The sequence below is a fragment of the Gracilibacillus marinus genome, assembly GCF_042651725.1.
Taxonomy (GTDB): domain Bacteria; phylum Bacillota; class Bacilli; order Bacillales; family Amphibacillaceae; genus Gracilibacillus; species Gracilibacillus marinus.
This window is the reverse complement of sequence record NZ_JBHSDV010000001.1, coordinates 1,625,515-1,647,783: the sequence shown is the minus strand read 5'-3', so window position 1 is coordinate 1,647,783 and position 22,269 is coordinate 1,625,515. Positions and strand designations below refer to the sequence as shown.

General features: G+C 32.9%; 27 protein-coding genes. 25 read left to right on the top strand and 2 right to left on the bottom strand.

The window, feature by feature from the left end:
- Positions 1 to 109: 109 nt before the first annotated feature.
- A complete protein-coding gene (locus tag ACFOZ1_RS07840; protein WP_390197990.1) occupies positions 110 to 1,024 on the bottom strand; it encodes an aldo/keto reductase in 915 nt (304 codons plus the stop codon).
- 93 nt (positions 1,025 to 1,117) lie between these two features.
- Here ACFOZ1_RS07840 and ACFOZ1_RS07835 point away from each other — a divergent pair, with 93 nt between their 5' ends.
- The 19 genes from ACFOZ1_RS07835 (at position 1,118) to ACFOZ1_RS07745 (ending at position 17,262) form a co-directional block, all read left to right on the top strand.
- Positions 1,118 to 1,660: an NUDIX hydrolase gene (locus ACFOZ1_RS07835; protein WP_390197988.1), complete on the top strand. Its 543-nt coding sequence runs from the start codon at positions 1,118 to 1,120 to the stop codon at positions 1,658 to 1,660.
- A complete protein-coding gene (locus tag ACFOZ1_RS07830; RefSeq protein WP_390197985.1) occupies positions 1,661 to 2,839 on the top strand; it encodes an endonuclease Q family protein in 1,179 nt (392 codons plus the stop codon). It abuts the gene before it with no gap.
- Between the two features lie 151 nt (positions 2,840 to 2,990).
- Entirely contained in the window at positions 2,991 to 3,632 is a 642-nt protein-coding gene (gene spoIIM / locus ACFOZ1_RS07825; protein WP_390197982.1) for a stage II sporulation protein M, read from the top strand.
- A gap of 104 nt (positions 3,633 to 3,736) precedes the next feature.
- Positions 3,737 to 4,192 (top strand): ferric iron uptake transcriptional regulator, encoded by a 456-nt coding sequence (gene fur / locus ACFOZ1_RS07820; protein WP_390197979.1) that lies wholly within the window; start codon positions 3,737 to 3,739, stop codon positions 4,190 to 4,192.
- A gap of 73 nt (positions 4,193 to 4,265) precedes the next feature.
- The gene (locus tag ACFOZ1_RS07815) at positions 4,266 to 4,481 is read left to right on the top strand and encodes a DUF4227 family protein (RefSeq protein WP_390197976.1); all 216 of its coding nucleotides are present in this window, start codon (positions 4,266 to 4,268) and stop codon (positions 4,479 to 4,481) included.
- A gap of 12 nt (positions 4,482 to 4,493) precedes the next feature.
- The gene (gene xerD, locus ACFOZ1_RS07810; RefSeq protein WP_390198125.1) at positions 4,494 to 5,381 is read left to right on the top strand and encodes a site-specific tyrosine recombinase XerD; all 888 of its coding nucleotides are present in this window, start codon (positions 4,494 to 4,496) and stop codon (positions 5,379 to 5,381) included.
- A 164-nt stretch (positions 5,382 to 5,545) separates the two neighbouring features.
- Positions 5,546 to 6,727, top strand: coding sequence for a phosphopentomutase (gene deoB / locus ACFOZ1_RS07805; RefSeq protein ID WP_390197973.1), 1,182 nt, complete (start codon positions 5,546 to 5,548; stop codon positions 6,725 to 6,727).
- A 12-nt stretch (positions 6,728 to 6,739) separates the two neighbouring features.
- Entirely contained in the window at positions 6,740 to 7,570 is an 831-nt protein-coding gene (locus ACFOZ1_RS07800) for a purine-nucleoside phosphorylase (RefSeq protein WP_390197970.1), read from the top strand.
- A gap of 20 nt (positions 7,571 to 7,590) precedes the next feature.
- Positions 7,591 to 8,892 carry a pyrimidine-nucleoside phosphorylase gene (locus ACFOZ1_RS07795; protein ID WP_390197967.1) on the top strand — a complete coding sequence of 434 codons (1,302 nt, stop codon included), beginning with the start codon at positions 7,591 to 7,593 and terminating at the stop codon, positions 8,890 to 8,892.
- Between the two features lie 152 nt (positions 8,893 to 9,044).
- Positions 9,045 to 10,223: a D-alanyl-D-alanine carboxypeptidase family protein gene (locus ACFOZ1_RS07790; protein ID WP_390198122.1), complete on the top strand. Its 1,179-nt coding sequence runs from the start codon at positions 9,045 to 9,047 to the stop codon at positions 10,221 to 10,223.
- 396 nt (positions 10,224 to 10,619) lie between these two features.
- The gene (gene spoIIAA, locus ACFOZ1_RS07785; RefSeq protein ID WP_390197965.1) at positions 10,620 to 10,973 is read left to right on the top strand and encodes an anti-sigma F factor antagonist; all 354 of its coding nucleotides are present in this window, start codon (positions 10,620 to 10,622) and stop codon (positions 10,971 to 10,973) included.
- The gene (spoIIAB, locus tag ACFOZ1_RS07780; protein WP_390197962.1) at positions 10,970 to 11,410 is read left to right on the top strand and encodes an anti-sigma F factor; all 441 of its coding nucleotides are present in this window, start codon (positions 10,970 to 10,972) and stop codon (positions 11,408 to 11,410) included. Before spoIIAA ends, spoIIAB begins: the two co-directional genes overlap by 4 nt.
- Before the next feature lie 9 nt (positions 11,411 to 11,419).
- On the top strand, positions 11,420 to 12,163 hold the full coding sequence (gene sigF / locus ACFOZ1_RS07775) for an RNA polymerase sporulation sigma factor SigF (RefSeq protein ID WP_390197959.1): 744 nt from the start codon (positions 11,420 to 11,422) through the stop codon (positions 12,161 to 12,163).
- Between the two features lie 91 nt (positions 12,164 to 12,254).
- A complete protein-coding gene (locus ACFOZ1_RS07770; protein WP_390197956.1) occupies positions 12,255 to 12,866 on the top strand; it encodes a stage V sporulation protein AA in 612 nt (203 codons plus the stop codon).
- A 10-nt stretch (positions 12,867 to 12,876) separates the two neighbouring features.
- A complete protein-coding gene (locus ACFOZ1_RS07765) occupies positions 12,877 to 13,296 on the top strand; it encodes a stage V sporulation protein AB (protein ID WP_390197953.1) in 420 nt (139 codons plus the stop codon).
- 25 nt (positions 13,297 to 13,321) lie between these two features.
- Positions 13,322 to 14,791 (top strand): spore germination protein, encoded by a 1,470-nt coding sequence (locus ACFOZ1_RS07760; RefSeq protein WP_390197950.1) that lies wholly within the window; start codon positions 13,322 to 13,324, stop codon positions 14,789 to 14,791.
- 89 nt (positions 14,792 to 14,880) lie between these two features.
- Positions 14,881 to 16,185, top strand: a complete 1,305-nt coding sequence (gene lysA, locus ACFOZ1_RS07755) for a diaminopimelate decarboxylase (RefSeq protein WP_390197947.1) — start codon at positions 14,881 to 14,883, stop codon at positions 16,183 to 16,185.
- 2 nt (positions 16,186 to 16,187) lie between these two features.
- Positions 16,188 to 16,628 (top strand): peptidylprolyl isomerase, encoded by a 441-nt coding sequence (locus ACFOZ1_RS07750; RefSeq protein WP_390197944.1) that lies wholly within the window; start codon positions 16,188 to 16,190, stop codon positions 16,626 to 16,628.
- 280 nt (positions 16,629 to 16,908) lie between these two features.
- The gene (locus ACFOZ1_RS07745; RefSeq protein ID WP_390197941.1) at positions 16,909 to 17,262 is read left to right on the top strand and encodes a GNAT family N-acetyltransferase; all 354 of its coding nucleotides are present in this window, start codon (positions 16,909 to 16,911) and stop codon (positions 17,260 to 17,262) included.
- A 192-nt stretch (positions 17,263 to 17,454) separates the two neighbouring features.
- Here ACFOZ1_RS07745 and ACFOZ1_RS07740 read toward each other — a convergent pair whose 3' ends face one another.
- Complete coding sequence (locus ACFOZ1_RS07740; protein ID WP_390198119.1) at positions 17,455 to 17,541, bottom strand: YjcZ family sporulation protein; 87 nt, start codon at positions 17,539 to 17,541, stop codon at positions 17,455 to 17,457.
- 220 nt (positions 17,542 to 17,761) lie between these two features.
- Between ACFOZ1_RS07740 and ACFOZ1_RS07735 the strand changes: the two genes are divergently transcribed.
- From ACFOZ1_RS07735 to ACFOZ1_RS07710, 6 genes are all read left to right on the top strand, one after another.
- Complete coding sequence (locus ACFOZ1_RS07735; RefSeq protein ID WP_390197939.1) at positions 17,762 to 18,493, top strand: segregation/condensation protein A; 732 nt, start codon at positions 17,762 to 17,764, stop codon at positions 18,491 to 18,493.
- 18 nt (positions 18,494 to 18,511) lie between these two features.
- Positions 18,512 to 19,093: an SMC-Scp complex subunit ScpB gene (gene scpB / locus ACFOZ1_RS07730; protein ID WP_390197936.1), complete on the top strand. Its 582-nt coding sequence runs from the start codon at positions 18,512 to 18,514 to the stop codon at positions 19,091 to 19,093.
- A 149-nt stretch (positions 19,094 to 19,242) separates the two neighbouring features.
- Positions 19,243 to 20,334: a D-alanyl-D-alanine carboxypeptidase family protein gene (locus ACFOZ1_RS07725; RefSeq protein WP_390197933.1), complete on the top strand. Its 1,092-nt coding sequence runs from the start codon at positions 19,243 to 19,245 to the stop codon at positions 20,332 to 20,334.
- Complete coding sequence (locus ACFOZ1_RS07720; protein ID WP_390197930.1) at positions 20,327 to 20,917, top strand: nucleoside recognition domain-containing protein; 591 nt, start codon at positions 20,327 to 20,329, stop codon at positions 20,915 to 20,917. The genes ACFOZ1_RS07725 and ACFOZ1_RS07720 overlap by 8 nt, the downstream gene beginning before the upstream one ends.
- A complete protein-coding gene (locus ACFOZ1_RS07715; protein ID WP_390198116.1) occupies positions 20,917 to 21,447 on the top strand; it encodes a spore maturation protein in 531 nt (176 codons plus the stop codon). Before ACFOZ1_RS07720 ends, ACFOZ1_RS07715 begins: the two co-directional genes overlap by 1 nt.
- Positions 21,448 to 21,519: 72 nt before the next feature.
- Positions 21,520 to 22,251: a pseudouridine synthase gene (locus tag ACFOZ1_RS07710; RefSeq protein ID WP_390197927.1), complete on the top strand. Its 732-nt coding sequence runs from the start codon at positions 21,520 to 21,522 to the stop codon at positions 22,249 to 22,251.
- Positions 22,252 to 22,269: the final 18 nt, after the last annotated feature.

Sequence of the window (22,269 nt, the reverse complement as noted above, 5' to 3'; positions counted from 1 at the left end):
TGATCTTTTGGTCATTTTTCATTCTCCTCGGTTTAATATTTGAACCAAGTCTAACTGACCTTAATTAAGTTGTCCAATTAAGTGTAACCTATCCATTTTAAATCTTCATTTATTCACGGTGTTGAGTATAAATGGATTGTTTCGTAATAGAAGCAGCTTCCGTTAGCTGTTCTTTCGAAAAATGTTGCTCATATGCTTGAATATTTTCTTTTAATTGTTCAGGAGAACTAGCACCGAGTACTGTAGAACTTACTGCTTCTTCTTGAAGAACATACGCTAAGGCGAGTCCCGTTAACGTTTGATTTTCTTCTAAAATGTTTTCTAATTGTAGAATTGTATGATTTACTTCATTGGAATCATAGGTTAGATAACCATCTTTTGCTTTTTGATCGATTAACGTTTTTCCATCTTTACTGAGTAAACCTTTTGCAAGGGTACCTCTAGTTACAACACTTATGTTGTTTTCCTTGAAATGCTGGAACAATTCTTCTGGACGACGATCAAATAAACTGTATTGCATCATGTTACTTATGATAGTAGAATGCTTGCGATAATAATTTATCACGTTTGGACGAATGGAGGAGATACCATAATATCTAATCAGGCCTTCATTTACCAATTCTTCGAAAGCTTCAATAGTTTCATCAAAGTTGTCCTCAATCGTACCTCCGTGTAATTGATATAAGTCTATATAATCTGTTTGAAGTCGACGTAAACTGTTCTTCACTTGTTCTTTAATATATTTTTTCGATGGATCCCAGTACCATGTGCCATCATTTTTAAGATGATTTCCGACTTTTGTTGCAAGTAGAATATCTTTTCGTTTATGTTTAAGTATCTCACCAAGTAATGCTTCATTTTTACCATTGTCGTATAAATCAGCAGTATCAAAATAATTAATCCCATTATCAATTGCTTGGTCGACGATGTGTTTAGCTTGTTTTATGTCTGTTCCTAATGACATACATCCTAATGAGATTTCTGAAATAGCTAAATCTGAATTTCCTAATCGTCGTTTTTTCATAGAATCATCCTTTCTCCATTTCATATTCATTGTATATATTGTTGAAAAGAAATACAATTAATATAATTATCCATATAATTAGGAGTGAAAAATATGAATTTTGAAGAAAAAACAGTTAAAACTAATCATATATTTTCGGGCAAAATTATTCAATTGCAAGTGGACGATGTTCTATTGCCAAATGGTGAAATGTCCAAGCGCGAATTAATTAAGCACCCAGGAGCTGTTGCCATTATCGCTATGACAGAAAATAATAAATTGGTAATGGTTAAACAATATCGTAAACCATTGGAAAAAACATTAGTTGAGATTCCTGCAGGTAAACTGGAAGAAGGTGAATCACCTGAAATCACAGCTCTAAGAGAGTTAGAAGAAGAAACAGGGTACACAACGAATCATTTGCAATACATCACATCTTTTTACACTTCTCCAGGATTTGCCGACGAAATCATTTATGTGTACTTTACTGATGAATTAACTCTTTTGGAAGAAAAGAAACAATTAGATGAAGATGAGTTTGTAGAATTAATGACGATTTCATTAGATGATGCAGAGGAACTTATACAATCACAAGACATACATGATGCTAAAACAGTATTTGCAATACAATATTTAAAAGCTAAAGGTTGGAAGTAAATGAATCAATATTTCGCAGATTTCCATATTCATGTTGGGAGAAATAAATATGGAAAACCAGTAAAAATAACCGGTTCAAAAAATTTAACAATTACCAATATATTAAAAGAAGCATCGAATAGAAAAGGAATAGATATTGTAGGCGTCATTGATTGTCATGCCCCAAGTGTATTAGAAGAGTTAACAGATGCTATTAATGAAGGTAGTGCCTATGAATTAGAAGATGGCGGAATAAGGTACGACAATACCACATTATTTTTAGGAAGTGAATTAGAAATTTATGATGATACATGTAATGGTCCAATTCATGTATTGGTATTCTTTCCTAATTTACATGCGATGTGGGCATTTTCTGATTGGTTAAAAGAGAGAATGAAGAATATTGAATTAAGTTCGCAACGTTATTATGGTGATGCCTTAAGCTTGCAATTAAAAGTAAAGGAACTGGAGGGACTTTTTATTCCAGCACATATTTTTACACCATTTAAAAGTACGTTTGGGAAAGGTGTAAAGAAATCATTAACAGAGGTATTTGATCCTACATTAATAGATGCTGTGGAATTAGGTCTTAGTTCTGATACTTATATGGCCGATCAGATTGAAGAACTTCATCAATTTCCTTTTTTAACGAATTCAGACGCGCATTCATTAGGTAAATTAGCAAGAGAATATCAATTGCTAGAAATGGAAGCACCTTCTTTCTCTGAATGGAAACAAGTACTTCAAAATGAGAACCATAGAAGTATTGTCTCTAATTATGGCATGCACCCGAAATTGGGTAAGTACTATGCGACAGTATGTAAAAATTGCTTACATCAAAGTACAATAAGTCCTTGTCCTAAGTGTGGAAGTACACAATTCATTAAAGGTGTTTCTGATCGAATAGAGGAATTAAGTTCATGGAATAAACACTCTTCACAACCTAAGCGGCCACCATATATTTATCAAGTTCCACTTGAGTATATTCCGGGGTTAGGTAAAAAAACATTTGAAAAATTATTGCATTATTTCAAAAATGAAATGAACATTATTCACTATGTACCATATGACCATTTAGCTAAAGTGGTTGGTGAAAAGATTGCACATTCTATCATCAATATTCGAAATGGAATTGTTTCTATTGAACAAGGCGGTGGAGGAAAATATGGTAAATGGGTGGAAAATAACGAGAGGAAATAGAGTGAACAATAGAAAATATGTTGCAATAAACCAGTTCATATAGCATGACACGATGAAAAGACGAAAAAAAGTTCTATTAAAATGTAAATGTTCTATTACATTCTATTACTTCATAGAGTATATGGAGAATACTAGATAGGATGTGTTTAGAATGTTGAACAGAAAGAACATAGTAATTAACCACCTTAATCAATATTATACCATTTATATTTTTACCATTATTTTATTTTTAACAGGTGTCATTTTCGGAGCGATCATTGTCAATAGTATGTTGTTTGAACAAAAAGAAAATTTATTTTTTTACTTAGAACGCTTTTTTCTGCACTTTCTGCCTGATAATGAAATGGCATCAACAGATCTATTCAAAAATGCTATGCTGTATCATATACAATTTTTAGCTGTTTTATTTTTTTTAGGACTTGCCGTAATCGGACTACCTATCATTTGGGTACTTTTATTCGTTAAAGGCGTAGCAATTGGCTTTACTGTTGGTTTTTTTGTTAGTCAAATTGGGGTGAAAGGGTTAGTATTATCTTTCTCAGCAATTGCAGCACAAAATATGCTGATTATCCCTATATATATCATTGCTAGCGCATTTTCTATGATTTTTTCATTTACATTATTGCAAAGTATTTTCTCGAAAAGATATAAGTTACCTGTTATGCAAGTGTTTTATCGATACCTTATTGTTTTTGTTATACTTGCTATTGCTTCAACTGTAGCAGCAGGCTTAGAAAGCATTGTTTCTTTTAATGCAATGCAAGTAATGTCAGATTACTTTATTAAAAAATAATTATTTTAAATTAATAATTAATACTTTTTATCTTTTTATAATTATTTTAATTGACACCTTACATCTCGATTATTATAATTGAGAATGTGAGGGAGGTCTTGGAAATGGAACATCGTTTAGACCGGATCAAGAAAGAATTGCATGCACAAAGTTATAAATTAACACCACAACGTGAAGCGACAGTGAGAGTTTTGCTTGAACGTGAAGAAGACCATTTGAGTGCAGAAGATGTATACTTACTAGTCAAAGAGAAAGCACCTGAAATTGGACTAGCTACCGTTTATCGAACATTAGAGTTATTAACAGAATTAAAAATCGTCGATAAAATAAACTTTGGTGATGGAGTTTCTAGATATGATTTGCGAAAAGAAGGCGCAAAACATTTCCATCATCATTTAGTATGTACAGAATGTGGGTCAGTTGAAGAAATTATGGATGATTTACTTGAAGAGGTGGAAGAGATAGTCCAAAAAGATTGGGGATTTTTAGTAAAAGACCATCGATTGACATTTCATGGAATATGTCGAAAATGCCAAGTAGATGATGACAATAAAAAGTAATTTATAGGTATATTTTATTTTTTTTATGGTATTAATTCTAATAGATTAACTTTTTCTATTAGGAGAATGTGACATGGCTACTTTTTTCAAAATGTTCTATGAAATGTTGAAGATTTTTGTATTATTTATAGTTTGTACGATTCTATTTTATTATGTAATTAAGACATTACATAATGAGTATCAATATTTAAATCGTTATGACGAACCACAAGGATCTGCCATTAAAGTAATGAATCATGAGGATGAATTACTAAATAGGTTGAATATTTTTTTTCGATTGGGTGAATAACAGATGGAGGATATGGAATATGCAGTAGAAGATTTCTTTCATTATTTACAAGTAGAAAGAGGTTTATCTCGTAATACGCTGTTATCGTATCGTCGCGATATGAAACAGTATTACCAATATCTTAAAAGTACTCATCAATTAACACATTGGGAAGATGTTACGCGTAATCACGTCCTTCAATTTATATACAGCTTGAATGATCAAGGGAAATCAAGTGCTACATTAGCTAGAATATTATCAACGATTAGACTTTTTCATCCATTTTTGATACGTGAATATCAGATGAAAGAAGATCCGAGTTTACATATTGAAACACCAAAAACAAATCGTAAACTACCTAAAATTCTATCTATTCGTGAGGTAGATCGATTATTGCAAATTGAAAGTCAGGATAAATTTTCAACAAGAAACAAAGCAATGTTAGAAACAATGTATGCTACAGGATTAAGAGTCTCAGAATTAATTGCACTGTCAATGGATGATGTACATATGACAATGGGATTTGTGAGGTGCTACGGAAAAGGTTCAAAAGAACGAATTATTCCCCTAGGAGAAGTAGCAAAAGAAGCGATTGATATCTATTTACGCGAAAGTAGACCTCAATTAGTAAAACAAAAAAATACGACAGAATTATTTGTTAACCATCATGGGAATGCCATGTCTAGACAAGGTTTTTGGAAAATTATTAAGCAGATTGCGAAAGATGTAGATATTGAAAAGGAAATTTCACCACACACATTGAGACATTCGTTTGCTACACATTTACTTGAGAATGGCGCAGATTTACGCGCAGTACAAGAAATGCTCGGTCATGCGGATATTTCCACAACTCAAATTTACACTCATGTTTCAAAATCTAGATTAAAAGACATCTATAAGGCGCATCATCCTAGAGCTTAACAGACCACGATTTCTATCGTGGTCTTTTTCTCTCGTCGAAGTATCTAAATTTTTTTCTTTAGTGATAAAATCTAGTTGTTATGTTGTGAATCGTAGAAAAAATGAAAGCAATTACGCTTAATTGGGTAAAGTAATGGGTAAACAAATAGTAGGAGGGATTTTTTATGAAAAGATGGTTTAATCGAGTATTTCTTATTGTTTTGGACTCTGTCGGAATAGGAGAGGCACCAGATGCAGAACAATTTAATGATAAAGGTTCAGATACTTTAGGTCATATTGCGGAACATCGAAATGGACTTCACATGCCAAATATCGGAAAATTAGGTCTGAGTAATATTCGTGAAATTAAAGGTATTGATAAAGCGCAAGAACCACTTGCATACTATACTAAGATGCAAGAAGCTTCCAATGGGAAAGATACCATGACAGGACATTGGGAAATTATGGGTTTACATATACAAACACCTTTCCGTACTTTCGAGAAATTTCCTGATGAATTAATCCATGACTTAGAGAAAAAAACTGGTCGGAAAATCATCGGGAATAAACCTGCTTCAGGAACTGAAATAATAAAGGAATTAGGTAAGGAACATATGGAAACAGGAGCTTTAATTGTCTATACTTCTGCTGATTCTGTATTACAAATTGCGGCTCATGAGAGAATTGTTCCAATCGATGAATTATACCATATTTGCGAAATTGCAAGAGAACTTACGCTTGATGAAAAATATATGATTGGAAGAGTGATTGCTAGACCGTTTATTGGAGAAGTAGGTGCCTTTGAACGGACCTCTAATAGACATGATTACGCACTTAAACCATTTGGTAGAACAGTGATGAATGAGTTAAAAGATTCTAACTTTGATGTCATTGCGATTGGTAAAATATCAGATATCTATGATGGTGAAGGTGTTACAGAAACTATAAGAACAAAAGATAATGATGATGGAATGGAGAAATTTATTCAATCAATGGACAAGCAATTTGAAGGTCTTAATTTCTTAAACTTAGTTGATTTTGATGCAAAATATGGTCACAGACGAGATCCAGAAGGTTATGCTCAAGCATTAGAACAGTTTGATAGACGTCTACCAGAAATTTTAAATAAAATGAATGAGGATGATCTCTTAATAATCACTGCAGATCATGGAAATGATCCTACACATCATGGTACAGATCATACAAGAGAATATGTGCCATTGTTAGTATATACACCCAATGCAAATGGCGAAAAACAACTACCAATTAGAAAAACATTTGCAGACATTGGGGCGACAATAGCAGAAAATTTTGATGTTTCATTACCGGAAAATGGAACGAGCTTTCTATCTGATTTGAAAAAATAATGAGGTGAAAAAATGAATTTGAACAAAATAAAAGAGTCCGTTAGTTTTATACATGAAAGAATGAATGACATTCCTGAAATTGCATTAATTCTAGGTTCTGGTCTTGGAATACTAGCAGATGAATTGGAAAATCAAATGGTCATAGAATATAACGAAATACCTAACTTCCCTGTGTCAACAGTGGAAGGGCATAAGGGTAGATTGGTATTTGGAATGTTAAATGATAAATACGTAGTAGCAATGCAGGGAAGATTTCATTATTATGAAGGCTATACAATGGATGAAGTTACATTCCCAGTAAGGGTTTTTCAAAAGTTAGGTATTAAGAACTTAATCGTTACGAATGCCGCTGGAGGTATCAATGAAAAATTTTCAGCTGGCAATTTAATGATTATTACAGATCACATTAATAATATAGGTAATCATCCACTAATCGGAAAAAATGAAAAGGAACTAGGGAATCGCTTTCCAGATATGTCTCAACCATACAACAATACATTAATCGAACATGCATTGAGCTGTGCAAATGAATTAAATATTAATGTTCAAAAAGGTGTGTATGTTGCAAATTCCGGTCCATCTTATGAAACGCCTGCTGAAGTGCGTATGTTAAGAATTTTTGGTGGTGACGCTGTTGGAATGTCTACAGTACCCGAAGTTATCGTGGCAAATCACGCAAACATGAATGTATTAGGAATCTCTTGCATCTCTAATATGGCTGCAGGGATTTTAGATCATCCATTAAGCCATGAAGAAGTAATGGAAACAACTGAAGTCGTAAAAGATGATTTTATACAGTTAGTAAAAAGAATTGTGAAGACTTTTCCTGAAATTACTAAATAAATCGAAGGTAGTGATGGCTAATGAGAATGGTTGACATTATCGCACAAAAGCGAAATGGCGATAAACTAACAGAAGAAGAAATTCAATTTTTTATTGAGAACTATATGAGTGATAAGATTCCAGATTATCAAGTAGCTTCCTTAATGATGGCTATTTATTTTCAAGGAATGGATGAAGAAGAGACTGCTAATTTAACGAAATATATGGTTCAATCTGGTGATGAAATTGATTTATCTAAGGTACAAGGGCACAAAGTAGATAAGCATTCTACTGGCGGAGTCGGTGATAAAATGACTTTTATTGTTGGTCCACTTGTAGCAGCAGCGGGTATTCCTGTTGCTAAGATGTCTGGAAGAGGCTTAGGACATACTGGGGGTACAATTGATAAATTAGAATCGATTCCTGGATTTGATGTTGAATTATCCAATGAACAATTTATCAAAAATGTGAATAAATATAAATTAGCTGTTGTAGGTCAAACTGGTAATTTAGCTCCTGCAGACAAAAAATTGTATGCGTTACGTGATGTTACTGCAACGGTAAATTCCATCCCTTTAATTGCCAGTTCTATTATGAGTAAGAAAATCGCATCAGGAGCAGATAGTATAGTTCTAGATGTAAAAACTGGCTCAGGTGCTTTTATGAAATCATTAGAAGATTCGAAAAAACTAGCTAAAGAAATGGTCAAAATAGGAAAAGAGTTAAATCGTAACACAATCGCAGTTATAAGCGACATGAATCAACCACTCGGCTATGAAATAGGGAATGCAAATGAAGTAAAAGAAGCAATTGAAGTACTGCAAGGGAAAAATATCGAAGACTTACGTGAATTAGGAATTGAATTAGCTGCACATATGACAGTTCTTGGTGGAGTATATTCTACTTACGCAGAGGCTACTGAAAGGCTAGAACAATTGATACAAAACGGAAAAGCATTTGAAGCATTTCGTAACTTTATTAAAGCACAAAATGGAGATGTATCAGTAATTGATGATGTATCAAAATTACCTACATCTAAATTCCACATTGAAGTGCTAGCCACTACAAGTGGGTATGTACATGCAATGGATGCAGAAGCAATTGGGACTGCTGCAATGCATTTAGGAGCAGGTCGCGCAACGAAAGACGATAAAATAAATCATGGTGTAGGAATTACATTGCATAAGAAAATTGGTGATTATGTAGCTATGGATGAACCGCTCGTTACATTGCACGCTGATACAGAATCATTGAATCAAGTTATAGATATAATTCGTAAAGCATTTACAATAAATGAGAAAAAAGTAGACAAAAACAAAATGATATATGATGTAATTAAATAATACAGAGTAGTATTGTGTTTAGAGGAAACCTAAATGCAATACTTTTTTTATTGTAGTAAAAATAATTATCATCTATTTTTTATTATAAAATTACTTATATTTGGCAAAAATAAGTAGTGTGAATATTATGGAGGTGTTCTAAAATGGGAAAATTGAAGAAAATTGTATATATGCTATTAGTATTATGTTTTATTTCGATTTATTTTGGTGGAGGACTATTAGCAAATCATCATACACCTGAGTCTGAGTCCACATTGAATTTAGCTGAGAATTCTAAATCAGCAATATTAATTGAAAGAGATACAGGAAAAGTATTGTATCAAAAAAATGCAGATTCAATACTACCACCAGCAAGTATGACTAAAATAATGACGATGCTTTTAATTATGGAAGCTTTAGAAGAAAAGAAATTAACATTAGACGAAAATGTTAGGATAAGTGAAAAAGCAGCTTCAATGGGTGGATCCCAAATCTTTTTAGAAGCTGGAGAAGAAATGACAGTAAATGATTTATTGAAGGGGATAGCAGTTGCTTCAGGTAATGATGCAAGTGTGGCACTAGCCGAAAGAATTGCAGGAAGTGAAGAAGCATTTGTTGAGAAAATGAACAATAAGGCAAAAGAATTAGGTCTGAAAAATACGACATTCAAAAACTCTACAGGGTTACCTGATACAGACCATCTTTCTACTGCTAGTGATATGGCACTTATGGCAAAAGAATTGCTAAAATATGATGAAATCACAAAGTATACAAGTATATATGAAGATTATTTACGAAAAGGACAAGATAACGAGTTTTGGTTAGTCAATACAAATAAATTAGTGAAATTCTATGATGGAGTTGATGGATTAAAGACAGGTTTTACGAATGAAGCGAAGTATTGCTTAACAGCGACAGCAGAGAAAAATGGGATGAGAGTGATAGCAGTTGTAATGGGTGCGAATACAACAAAAGAGAGAAATAGTGATGTGAGTCAATTACTGGATTTTGCATACAGCAAATATGCTACAAAAACATTATTTGATAAAGATCAAAAAGTAACAGATTTTAAATGGATCAAAGCAAATCAAAAAGAGGTTGAAATTGTTACGAATGATCGTATTTCCATAGTACATGAAAAAGGTGAAGATTTAGATTCAGTGAAAACAAATATAAAAATGAATCAAAATATTACATTACCACTTAAAAAAGGTACATCAGTCGGAAATTTAGAAATAATAAAAGACAATAAAGTAATTAGCAGTACAGATTTAATTGTCTCTGAAGATATAAAGAAAGCAAACTTAGTCACACTATTTGGTAGAACCATACAATCCTTCTTACGTAATTAGTAACAAAAGCGAAAGTGCCCCGTTAAGAAACGTAGCGGCTAGAGTGAAGCAACTGAGATAAAGGAATCACGATGAGCTTGCGAATCGATGAAGACTTATCGTAGGGCGGTTTGCGAAGCCGGCTAGTTTCTGGGCACTTGAGCTGGATGAAACAAAAGCGAAAGTGCCCCGTTAAGAAACATAGCGGCTAGAGTGAAGCAACTGAGATAAAGGAATCACGATGAGCTTGCGAATCGAAGATAAAAGTTTATTTTTTAATTCCATATAGAACAAGAAGTATGACGAATTTTAGCGAGTTTATGAAATAATAAACTAGTTTTGTCAGCTAGAAGGATTATAGAGAATCTTTATCGAAGTATAGACTATGCATTTTTTATAAACTTGGGAGGGATTTATATGCAATTGGCTACACAATTCATTGCATTAGAAAATGTTTTAGTTGTTCGATTAGAAGGAGAATTAGATCATCACTCAGCAGCACATCTAAAAATGGAATGGCAAGAACAAATGCAAAAAAACAATTCTAAACATGTAGTATTAAACTTGGAAAATTTACAATTTATGGATAGTTCAGGGCTAGGTGTTGTATTAGGCAGATATAAAGAAGTACAACAAATTGGTGGAGAAATGGTTGTATGCTCTATTTCTAATGCTGTAAAAAGACTATTTGATCTGTCAGGATTATTTAAAATTGTAAGGTTGGAAGAAAATGAGGCCTTTGCATTATTGACGTTAGGGGTGGCATCATGAATAATTCTATGCAATTACAATTCAAAAGTGTAAGTACAAATGAAGGATTCGCTCGTGTCGCCGTTGCAGCCTTTGTTTCTCAAATTGATCCAACTATGGATGAAATTACGGAAATTAAGACAGTTGTATCAGAGGCAGTGACAAATGCAATTATTCATGGGTATGAAGAAGACCCCAATCAAACTGTGTATATTGAATGTGAAATAAATGATAATCAATTATCCATTGTAATTGAAGATCACGGAGTAGGTATTGATAATATTGATTTAGCAAAAGAACCACTATATACATCTAAACCAGAATTGGAACGTTCTGGAATGGGCTTTACCATTATGGAAAATTTCATGAATAAAGTAGATATTCATTCTATTAAAGGTAAAGGGACAACAGTAAGAATGGTGAAAGATTTTCAAAAAAGCAAAAGTTACTGTAATTAGGTGATGTATATGGCTAACTTAAAGAACGCATCAACATTAGATGATAAAGATGTGAAGCGATACATTGCTTTAAGTCAAGAAGGAGATGAATCTGCTAGGACTTTACTAGTAGAAAAAAATATTCGGTTAGTATGGTCTGTTGTTCAACGCTTTCTGAATAGAGGATATGATCAAGACGATTTATTTCAAATCGGTTGTATCGGTTTGTTAAAATCCATTGATAAGTTTGATTTGTCCTATGATGTGAAGTTTTCTACGTATGCTGTACCAATGATTATCGGAGAAATTCAGCGATTTATTCGAGATGATGGAACAGTTAAAGTAAGCAGATCACTAAAAGAGATTGGAAATAAAATTAGGCGTATCACAGATGAATTAACAAAAGAGTTAGGAAGGGTCCCTACCATTCAAGAGATTGCTATAAAATTAGATATTAGTCCTGAAGAGATTATCCATGCGCAAGAAGCCACTAAAAAGCCTCAATCAATTCATGAGACTGTATTTGAAAATGATGGTGATCCCATCACATTACTTGATCAAATAGCTGATTCCGACAATAATTGGTTTGATAAATTAACAATGGAGCAATTAATCAACGAATTAGATGAAAGAGAACGATTAATTGTTTATCTAAGATACTATAAAGACCAAACCCAAACAGAAGTAGCAACACGTTTAGGAATCTCTCAAGTACAAGTTTCTAGAATCGAAAAAAAAATATTAGAAAAGATGAAAGAAGAAATGCTCCATTAACTTAGTATATTGTTTACTAAGTTTTTTTTTGTTCAACGAATAATTAATGATTGTAATGAAATAATAAGTAAAAGCATGGAGGTGTGCTAAAGTGGAAGAAAAAATCTACGTGCGTCTTAAAAAGAAAACGGAAGTTGATCATAATCATTTACTAATTTTAGAGGATATTTCCTATTTAACAGGAAATGTTACGAATTTAAATCAATTTAGTAAAATTCCAATTTATCAAATAACAGATAGTGATAAGAATGTTTCAGTAATTGATGGGTTTGTCTTAATTGACAAATTAATTAAAGGATTTCCTCACATAAGTTTTGAGTTGATTGGTCCTAATCAAGTAATTGTAGAAATAAAAAAAGAAAACAAAAAGCATAATATTATCCTCATTACATTTATCTGGATTCTTTTATGTGTAGGTTCTGCGATGGCAATAATGAATTTTCATTATGATGTTAGTATGCAAGAGGTACAAAAAAGCTTGGCATACATACTTACTAGCGAGGAAGTGGACAAACCATTATGGATACAAATACCTTACTCTATAGGTTTAGGTTTAGGAATGATTTTATTTTTTAATCACATATTTAAGAAAAGGTTCAATGAAGAGCCAAGCCCCTTAGAAGTAGAAATGTTTAATTACCAACAAGATTTAGACAATTACTTAATTTTTCATGAAAACATTATAAAAAGAAATGATGATTGAGCACTTACGTTTGGTATTTATTCAAGTATTCGTCGGGTTTGGTTCGGGTCTAATGGTAGGTTCAGGATATGTTGCATTTTTAACAGTATTAGGAATCATTCCAAGGCTTGTTCAATTAAGTAAATCCTACACATATCTACACTACTACCAATGGTGTGTCATACTGGGGGCATTATTAGGTACTTTTTTGACTTTTACTACAATTACTTTTCGAATTCCATTAGTAATCACTGCCATTTGGGGATTGTTTCAAGGTGTGTTCGTAGGGATGCTGGCGGCAGGTTTAACAGAAGCTCTGAATGTATTTCCAATTTTAATGAAACGCTTAGGCATTGATAAGGAATTACTCTGGTTACTTATGGCAATCGTCTTAGGTAAAGTGATTGGATCTACACTTCAATGGGTGATTTTTGTAGATTATATGCCATAAAAAAAAACAGTGGAGGCGGAAAGATTTGCGTAAAAATAATCGACAAAAGAAAATTGATAAAAATATTCAAGATAACCAAGATTTTCTTGAATCAAAATTAGGATTGAATGTGTCATTTGACGTTGGGTTTAGAGAACTAATCGTGCTCAAAAAGAAGGTGCAGTTATATTATGTGACAGGTCTTGTGGATTCTGATTTTGTTATCGAACTAATAAAAAAAATAATTGCTATAAATGATGACGAAAATGTACATACAGATTTATTTGAAGTAGTGCACAATCGATTAGTACATCAACAAGTGGAGAAAGCAACAACGTTTGAAAAAGCAATTGATCAGTTGTTATCTGGGTTATTAGTTGTTTTTGTTGATGGTAAAGATGAATGTCTCATTATTGATGTCAGAAGTTATCCTGGTAGGTCACCCCAAGAACCAGATACAGAAAAAGTTGTTCGTGGTTCAAGAGATGGATACACTGAAAATATCATAGAAAATACGGCATTAACTAGAAGAAGAATACGTGATGAACGATTGAGAAACGAAATCATGCAAATAGGAGAACGTTCCAAAATGGATGTCTGTATTTCTTATTTACAAGATGTTGCCGATGATCAATTAATTCAAATAATCAAAGATGAATTGAAACAAATTGAAACAGATGGAATTTCAATGGCAGATAAAACAATAGAAGAATATATTGTGCATCAAGGAATTAATCCATATCCGTTAGTAAGGTATACAGAGAGACCTGATGTTGCTTCCACTCATTTACTTGAAGGACACGTATTAGTAATGGTAGATACATCGCCAAGTATGATTATTATGCCAACAACATTCTTTCATCATGTTCAACATGCTGAAGAGTATCGAGAATCACCTTCTGTAGGTACATTTGTAAGATGGGTTCGGTTTATTGGTATCATTGCATCACTCTTTCTATTACCATTATGGTTACTATTAGTATTAGAACCACAATTACTTCCTGTAGGTTTACAGTTTATCGGACCGAATGAGACTGGGAATATACCTATTGTTGTTCAGTTAATTCTTGCAGATATTGGTATTGAATTCCTGAGGATGGCAGCAATTCATACACCTACACCATTATCCACAGCAATGGGGCTGATTGCAGCAGTGTTAATTGGGGAAATTGCTATTGAAGTTGGATTATTCAGTTCAGAAGTAATCTTATATGTTGCAATTAGTGCAATCGGTTCTTTTGCAACACCTAGTTATGAATTAAGTGTAGCAAACAAGATGGTACGTATTGTTTTAGTATTGTTAACATTCTTTTTTCATGTCCCAGGGTTTATGATTGGTATGACATTATTTTTCTTATTACTTGCGAATATTAGATCGATGCACACACCGTATCTATGGCCATTTCTACCGTTTAATGGGAAGGCGCTAGGTCAAATTCTCTTCCGTGTATCCATGCCGCTATCGAAAACAAGACCAAGTATTGTACAGCCAAAAAACAACAAAAGTCAAGTATAATAAATCTAACTTGTATTAACTCTCGACAACTTTCTTAAATGATGATAATATTTTGAAAGTACATATGAATATGGGGGTTAGTATAGCAGATGTCAAATCCATTAAATATAAATCATTCAGGTCATCTTACAATTGGTGGGATTGATACAACAGAATTAGCAAAAAAGTACGGCACACCATTATTTATTTATGATGTAGAACACATAAGAAAAAATGCTCGAGCTTTTGTAGATACTTTCAAAAAATATCAAGTGAAGGCACAGGTAGCTTATGCAAGTAAAGCATTTTCATCTGTAGCAATGGTACAAGTAGCAAAGCAAGAGAATTTAAGCTTAGATGTAGTATCTCAAGGAGAATTATACACAGCATTAAAGGCAGGATTTCCAACAGAAAAAATACACTTTCATGGAAATAATAAAAATTATGATGAGTTGTTGATGGCTGTTAATCAAGAAATTGGATGTATCGTAATAGATAACTTCCATGAGATTGAATTATTATCCACTATATTAAGTGATCAAAATAAAAAGATGGATGTATTAATTCGAGTGACACCAGGTATTGAAGCACATACACATGATTATATCTTAACAGGGAATGAAGATTCCAAATTTGGATTTGATTTATCAAATGGTCAAGCAACAAGAGCAATGGAACAATTACATACTCATCCATATATCAACCTAAAAGGGATTCATTGTCACATCGGTTCACAAATTTTTGAAACAGAAGGCTTTATTATGGCTATAGAGCGAGTATTTGGTACTTTAGCAGAATGGAAAGATAGTCATGCATTCACTTGTGAAATTTTAAATCTAGGTGGAGGATTTGGAATTAAATATACACAAGAAGATGAGCCGTTACCATTAGAAAAATATGTGGAAGCATTAATAGAAGAGGTAACAAAACAAGTAAACCTTCATGATATGGATTTTCCTGAAATATGGATTGAACCCGGTAGATCTATTGTTGGTGATACTGCTATTACGCTTTACACAATTGGTTCGACAAAAGAAATTCCGAATGTGAGAAAATATGTAGCGGTTGATGGTGGAATGACTGATAATTTGCGTCCAGCATTATATCAAGCAAAGTATGAGGCAGTCATAGCCAATAAGGCGAATGAAGAAGAAGTGGAGAACGTTTCGATAGCAGGTAAATGCTGTGAGTCGGGAGATATGTTAATATGGGATATAGCATTACCGAAAGTACAACCTAATGATATCCTTGCTGTATTTAGTACAGGTGCATATGGTTACTCCATGTCAAACCATTATAATCGTTTTCCAAAAGCAGCAGTTGTTTTTGTTGAAAATGGAAAAGACCGATTAGTGATTAAGCGCGAAAGTTATCAAGATGTAGTACAAAATGATTTATCATACGAGGAGGAATAATAATGAAAAAAGCAACAATTGAATTCGAAAATGGAGAACAAATTGTTATTGAAATGTATGAAGAAGCTGCACCAAACACGGTCGGAAATTTTGAAAAATTAGCAAACGAAGGTTTTTATGATGGCGTAATTTTCCATAGAGTAATTCCAGGGTTCGTAGCACAAGGTGGAGATCCAACTGGAACAGGAATGGGTGGACCTGGTTATACAATCAAATGTGAAACGGAAAATAACCCACACCGTCACGTAGCGGGTTCCTTATCTATGGCACATGCAGGAAAAGATACTGGTGGTAGTCAATTCTTTATTGTACATGAACCTCAACCACATTTAGATGGCGTACACACTGTATTTGGACAAGTTATCGAGGGAATGGATACAGTGCTTCGTATTAAACAAGGTGATGCAATGAAAACAGTGAGAGTAGAAAATACAAACGACTAATGCTTAATTAATGTTTGACATGTACAAAATGTTATACTATTGTTAAATCAACAAGTAAAAAGTTGTCAATTAGTATGAAGGACAGTGCCATATGAAGCAAAAATATAAAAATTTAATTCTTTTTATTGCATTATTAACTGTAGCGATTGGTTGGGGTTGTTATTATTGGTTTGGTATTGTATTATCAAATCAATAATATCAAATGAAGTAGTTGTCACAACTTCTTTGACCAAAACATAGCATGACTATAAAGTAATGTTATGAATAATGAGGGGTAAAAATGTTAATTCGTTATAAAAAAAGGCTTGAAAAAATTGCCATGGGTTTACTTTCTTTTATGCCAGACGAAAAAGAAGTGAAAAAGTTACAGGATACAATTAAAGAGTATGAGACGAATGAAGAATGGCATCTTTTCTTATGGAAAGAAGGAGAAGATATTCTAGGTGCAATTGGAGTCATTGCGAAAGAGAATGAGAAAGTTATTTTGTTACAGCATATTTCTGTAGATCCTTCTCATCGCAACTTAGGTATTGGTAAACAAATGATACAAGGACTAAAAGAGTATTTTCTGACATATGAAGTAAAACCAAATGAGCAAACTGAGGGATTTTTCGAAAAATGCAATAATTGCTAACAAATCGTTTGTTGATTCATGTATGAAATGACAAGTGAGCTCGGTGTATAGTAAAATTAGACATGACGAATCACTCTAATGAAAAGAACCTTTGCGGAATATCACTCATGCAAAGGTTCTTTTCTTCATTCATAGATATGAAAAGAAGCCGTGTGTTAAACGACTTCTTATAGCTGCATGATTATTTGTTTATTACAACCAAGCTGCACCAACAATAATTAAAAGTATAAATAATACAACGATTAAAGCAAAACCTCCACCATATACATTGCCCATCATTAATTCCTCCTTTTTTAATCAATTACGGAATAATTGATTTCTCGAAATTAATGTATGCAAATAAATAAAAAAGGTATGGGCATTTTTACTACTTATCTATTGGGAAGGTTAACGAACAGATTGAATGTTGGGATAGTAAGTTTACGTAAATTTGTAAACTGAATATCTTTTTGATTAATTGTATTACGGATGAATATGTTGTAATAGACGGAGGAAAACAATGATACAATACAAAGTGAAATTAGATCTTTTTGAAGGGCCATTAGATTTATTATTACACTTAATTAATAAGTATGAAATAGATATTTATGATATCCCTGTAGCAGAAATTACACAGCAATATATGTCATACATTCATGCAATGCAACAACTGGAATTAGACATAGCAAGCGAATATCTAGTAATGGCAGCTACATTATTAGAAATGAAAAGTAAACTCTTGTTACCAAATCAAAATGTAGAGCTGGAAGATGAGTATGAAGAAGATCCTAGAGAGGATTTAATGCGAAGGTTAATTGAATATCGCAAATATAAACAAGCTGCAGAGCAATTAAAGGAAAGAGAATTGGAGCAAAGCAATGTCTTGACTAGACCGCCATTTCATATTGAGGTGAATACAGAACGAAAAATACCAGAAGGAAATGCAAATATTTATGAAATGATTCATGCGATGAGTAAAATTCTTGAAAGAAGAAAATGGAATAGGCCATTAGAAACGACCATTCAAAAAAGGGAAATTCCAATAAAAGAGCGTATGGACGAAATTATAGATATACTAGATAGTAGTCAAAGTGGCGTATCATTTTATAATTTATTCCCAACTGTAACAAAAAACTATATCGTAGCAACATTTATAGCAATATTAGAATTAATGAAATCTAATGATATCCTTTGCGTACAAGAAAATCATTTTGATGAACTCATGATTTATAGAAATAGCGCGAATAATTAAAGAGTAGAAGGTGGAGTTATGGATTTAACCGAACTAAAAGCAGTTACAGAAGGTTTGATATTTGTAGCAGGTGATGAAGGGATATCCAAAAAAGAATTACAGAAAGTGTTAGATTTAGATAAAGATATAGTAGAACATTTAATTAATGAATTAAAATATGATTATGAGAGTACAAGTAGAGGAATGATGATTCTTGAATCTAAAGGTAGTTTATTTTTTTCGACGAAACCGGAGCATAGTGAATACTATAAAGTATTAAAAGAAGCTAAGTCAGTTTCAAAATTATCTCAAGCAGCATTAGAAACGTTAGCAATTATCGCGTATTTACAACCGATTACTCGTACTGAAATTGAACAAATTAGAGGTGTGAAAAGCGAACGACCAGTACAAACACTTATTTCAAGAGCATTAATAGAAGAAGTAGGTAGAAAAGAAGGTGTAGGAAGACCGATTTTGTTTGGAACAACAATTGAATTTCTTACATACTTTGGACTTAAATCCATAGAAGATCTTCCTCCATTACCAGAAGATTTTGATGATATGGATGTAGAACAAGAAGCGGATTTATTTTTCGATCGCTTTCAAGAACTTGAACAATAATCTTTTTTTGTAAGAAATCATTTTATCAATCCGTATAATAGTTGCGCGACTTTCTAAAAAGATGCAATGTTTCGTATGAATATGCTTGTCTTTGTTGCATACAATGGTACAAAATGTATCTTTTGTATGTAAAGAGATGAGGTGAGACATTGCGTTTTTTTATTATGTCTATATTAGTTTGTTTTTTTATGGCGAATATCACTATTCTAGAAGCGGAAAGTGTGTATGTTTCTGGGGAAAGTGCTATTTTGATGGATCAAGAAACCGGAAGAGTACTGTATGAAAAAAATGCAGACAACAAAACGTTAATTGCAAGTATTACAAAAATTATGACTGCAATTGTCGCAATTGAATCAAGTGAAACAGATAATGAAGTAACTATCACAAAAAATGCTGTAGGAACAGAAGGATCATCAATTTATCTTAAAGAAGGTGAAAAATTTACTGTAAAGGAATTACTTTATGGGTTAATGCTACGATCTGGAAATGATGCGGCTGTCGCCATAAGTGAAGAAGTAGGTGGAAGTACAGAAGGTTTTGTTCATTTAATGAATGAAAAAGCAATGTGGATTGGGATGAATAACACCCATTTTGATAACCCACATGGTCTTGATTCAGAAACACATTATTCAACAGCTTATGATATGGCTTTATTAACAAAATACGCAATGGAAAACAATTTATATCAAACAATTTCAGGTACTACATCATTTAAAGCAAATAGTAGGGAATATAGTTGGAAGAATAAAAACAAATTACTTACAGCTTTTTATGAATACTGTACAGGAGGTAAGACAGGCTATACTAAAGCTGCAGGTCGAACGTTAGTCACCACAGCAGAAAAAAACGGACAAACATTAATTGCAGTAACATTAAATGCCCCGAATGATTGGCAAGATCATATTAGAATGTTCGAATGGGGATTTGAACACTTTAATAAAGAACAAATTCAATCATCTGGTTTATTTACGTATTATGACAAGGAAAAAAATGAACAACGCGAAGGACAAATCGTTACAAGCGAATATTATCCACTTAGAGATACAGAAAAAGACAAAATAATGTCAAAAACGTTACTTCCAATTGATTCAGATGGAATTGGAAAGAAACTATTTTATTTAGACGAAGAAATAATAGCAGAGTCGATTATTTATCCGGTGGAAGAAAAGGAAGAAAAGAAAAGTTTCATCAATCATGTTACTAGATTATTTTTAGATATTATAGGTGGTTCGTATGATTAATATCATATGGGCATTAATGTCAGTAGTAGGAATCATATATGCAATGCTGAATGGAACGATGGAACAAGTAAATGAAGCAATTTTTAAAGGTGCGAATGATGCTGTCACACTAGTTATTGCATTAACTAGTGTACTAGTATTTTGGTTAGGGATGATGAGAATTGCTGAAAAGGCAGGTATACTAAGTGCATTAAGTAACCTATTTAGACCGCTAGTTACTCGTGTCTTTCCAGAAATTCCGCCAAACCATCCTGCAATGGGATATATTTTAGCGAATTTTAGTGCGAATCTTTTTGGATTAGGTAATGCAGCTACACCAATGGGAATTAAGGCAATGGAAGAAATGAAAAAGCTTAATCATGGCAAAGATAAGGCGAGTAATTCCATGATTACTTTTTTGGTCATCAATACATCTAGTATTACACTAATTCCCACAACAGTGATTGCGATAAGAATGGAGAATGGATCAACTTCTCCAACAGAAATTGTAGGAACAACGCTAGTTGCGACTATTGTAACAACCATTTCTGCTATATGGATAGACCGTTTGTTAAGACGACGAAGGGAGTCCATTATGAAATGATTCAAGCTATCACAATAATAAGTACGTGGTTAATCCCTCTTCTCATTGTCGGTATTTTACTTACTGCAACGTATAAAAAAATTCCATCATATGAATTATTCGTGGAAGGCGGAAAAGAAGGAGTAAAAATGGCAGTGTCATTACTTCCATTTTTAGTAGGTATGATGGTATCCATCGCGATACTACGAAGTTCAGGTGCACTAGATGCATTTGTAAATATAATTCAACCCTTTTTAGAAAAAGTAGGTTTCCCAGCAGAAATTATGCCATTAGCACTCATACGCCCAATATCTGGAACTGCCGCTCTAAGTGTAACAGCAGAAATCATTCAAACATATGGACCTGATTCCTTTTTAGGAAGGCTTGCGTCTACTATGCAAGGAAGCACAGACACTACTCTGTATATATTGACAGTATACTTTGGTGCGGTCGGAATTAAAAAAATGGGTGATGCACTTAAAGTTGGACTAATTGCAGACCTTATTGGTATAATAATATCTGTTATTGTAGTATCGTGGATTTTTTCGTAGAAGCGTTAACATTTATGTTAGCGCTACTTTTCATTATTACATTATAAAATAAATAATAGAAAGAGTGTGTATATGTTAGAGAGACTACAAAAGGTGATTGCACAAAGTGGCATAACTTCGAGAAGAAAAGCAGAAAAATTAATTGAAGAAGGTAAAGTAAAAGTTAATGGCAAAGTCGTTACAGAACTAGGAGTAAAAGTGTCTAATGTCGATAAGATTGAAGTAAATAATGTCCCGATAGAGAAAGAACGTTTTGTTTATTATCTTTTTTATAAACCGAGAGGTGTTATTTCGGCGGTGTCAGACGATAAAGATAGAAAAACAGTGACAGATTACTTTGGAAATGTCAATGAACGTCTGTTTCCTGTTGGAAGACTAGATTATGATACATCTGGATTACTACTTATGACAAACGATGGAGATTTTATGAATTTGTTGATACATCCACGTTATCAAATGGATAAAGAATATATTGTTAAGACGAAAGGGATCCCTTCAAAGGAAGATTTAGTGAAATTTAAAAAAGGAATTCGCTCAGAACAAGATATATTAAAAGCAAAACAAGTAAAAATTATGTCTGTTGATAAAGGAAAACAAACAGCTATTGTAAAGGTAATTTTACATCAAGGAAAAAATAGACAAGTTAGAAGAATGTTTGATGCGATTCATACACCTGTGTCTAAATTAAGAAGGGAACGCTTTGCTTTTCTAACATTAGAAGGATTGAAACCAGGGGAACATAGAAAATTAACGCCACATGAAGTAAATCAATTAAAAAAGTTGGCTAAAAAAATTGTCAAATAAAATTCACAATTGAATAAA

Excerpts from the sequence above, each read along its gene's own strand:
- ACFOZ1_RS07795 (WP_390197967.1), top strand. The coding sequence starts at position 7,591 with ATGAGAATGGTTGACATTATCGCACAAAAGCGAAATGGCGATAAACTA.
- ACFOZ1_RS07745 (WP_390197941.1), top strand. The coding sequence starts at position 16,909 with ATGTTAATTCGTTATAAAAAAAGGCTTGAAAAAATTGCCATGGGTTTA.
- ACFOZ1_RS07815 (WP_390197976.1), top strand. The coding sequence starts at position 4,266 with ATGGCTACTTTTTTCAAAATGTTCTATGAAATGTTGAAGATTTTTGTA.
- spoIIM (WP_390197982.1), top strand. The coding sequence starts at position 2,991 with ATGTTGAACAGAAAGAACATAGTAATTAACCACCTTAATCAATATTAT.
- ACFOZ1_RS07710 (WP_390197927.1), top strand. The coding sequence starts at position 21,520 with ATGTTAGAGAGACTACAAAAGGTGATTGCACAAAGTGGCATAACTTCG.
- xerD (WP_390198125.1), top strand. The coding sequence starts at position 4,494 with ATGGAATATGCAGTAGAAGATTTCTTTCATTATTTACAAGTAGAAAGA.
- ACFOZ1_RS07800 (WP_390197970.1), top strand. The coding sequence starts at position 6,740 with ATGAATTTGAACAAAATAAAAGAGTCCGTTAGTTTTATACATGAAAGA.
- sigF (WP_390197959.1), top strand. The coding sequence starts at position 11,420 with ATGGCTAACTTAAAGAACGCATCAACATTAGATGATAAAGATGTGAAG.
- ACFOZ1_RS07830 (WP_390197985.1), top strand. The coding sequence starts at position 1,661 with ATGAATCAATATTTCGCAGATTTCCATATTCATGTTGGGAGAAATAAA.
- ACFOZ1_RS07750 (WP_390197944.1), top strand. The coding sequence starts at position 16,188 with ATGAAAAAAGCAACAATTGAATTCGAAAATGGAGAACAAATTGTTATT.
- deoB (WP_390197973.1), top strand. The coding sequence starts at position 5,546 with ATGAAAAGATGGTTTAATCGAGTATTTCTTATTGTTTTGGACTCTGTC.
- scpB (WP_390197936.1), top strand. The coding sequence starts at position 18,512 with ATGGATTTAACCGAACTAAAAGCAGTTACAGAAGGTTTGATATTTGTA.
- ACFOZ1_RS07740 (WP_390198119.1), bottom strand. The coding sequence starts at position 17,541 with ATGATGGGCAATGTATATGGTGGAGGTTTTGCTTTAATCGTTGTATTA.
- ACFOZ1_RS07720 (WP_390197930.1), top strand. The coding sequence starts at position 20,327 with ATGATTAATATCATATGGGCATTAATGTCAGTAGTAGGAATCATATAT.
- ACFOZ1_RS07840 (WP_390197990.1), bottom strand. The coding sequence starts at position 1,024 with ATGAAAAAACGACGATTAGGAAATTCAGATTTAGCTATTTCAGAAATC.
- lysA (WP_390197947.1), top strand. The coding sequence starts at position 14,881 with ATGTCAAATCCATTAAATATAAATCATTCAGGTCATCTTACAATTGGT.
- spoIIAA (WP_390197965.1), top strand. The coding sequence starts at position 10,620 with ATGCAATTGGCTACACAATTCATTGCATTAGAAAATGTTTTAGTTGTT.
- spoIIAB (WP_390197962.1), top strand. The coding sequence starts at position 10,970 with ATGAATAATTCTATGCAATTACAATTCAAAAGTGTAAGTACAAATGAA.
- ACFOZ1_RS07835 (WP_390197988.1), top strand. The coding sequence starts at position 1,118 with ATGAATTTTGAAGAAAAAACAGTTAAAACTAATCATATATTTTCGGGC.
- fur (WP_390197979.1), top strand. The coding sequence starts at position 3,737 with ATGGAACATCGTTTAGACCGGATCAAGAAAGAATTGCATGCACAAAGT.
- ACFOZ1_RS07735 (WP_390197939.1), top strand. The coding sequence starts at position 17,762 with ATGATACAATACAAAGTGAAATTAGATCTTTTTGAAGGGCCATTAGAT.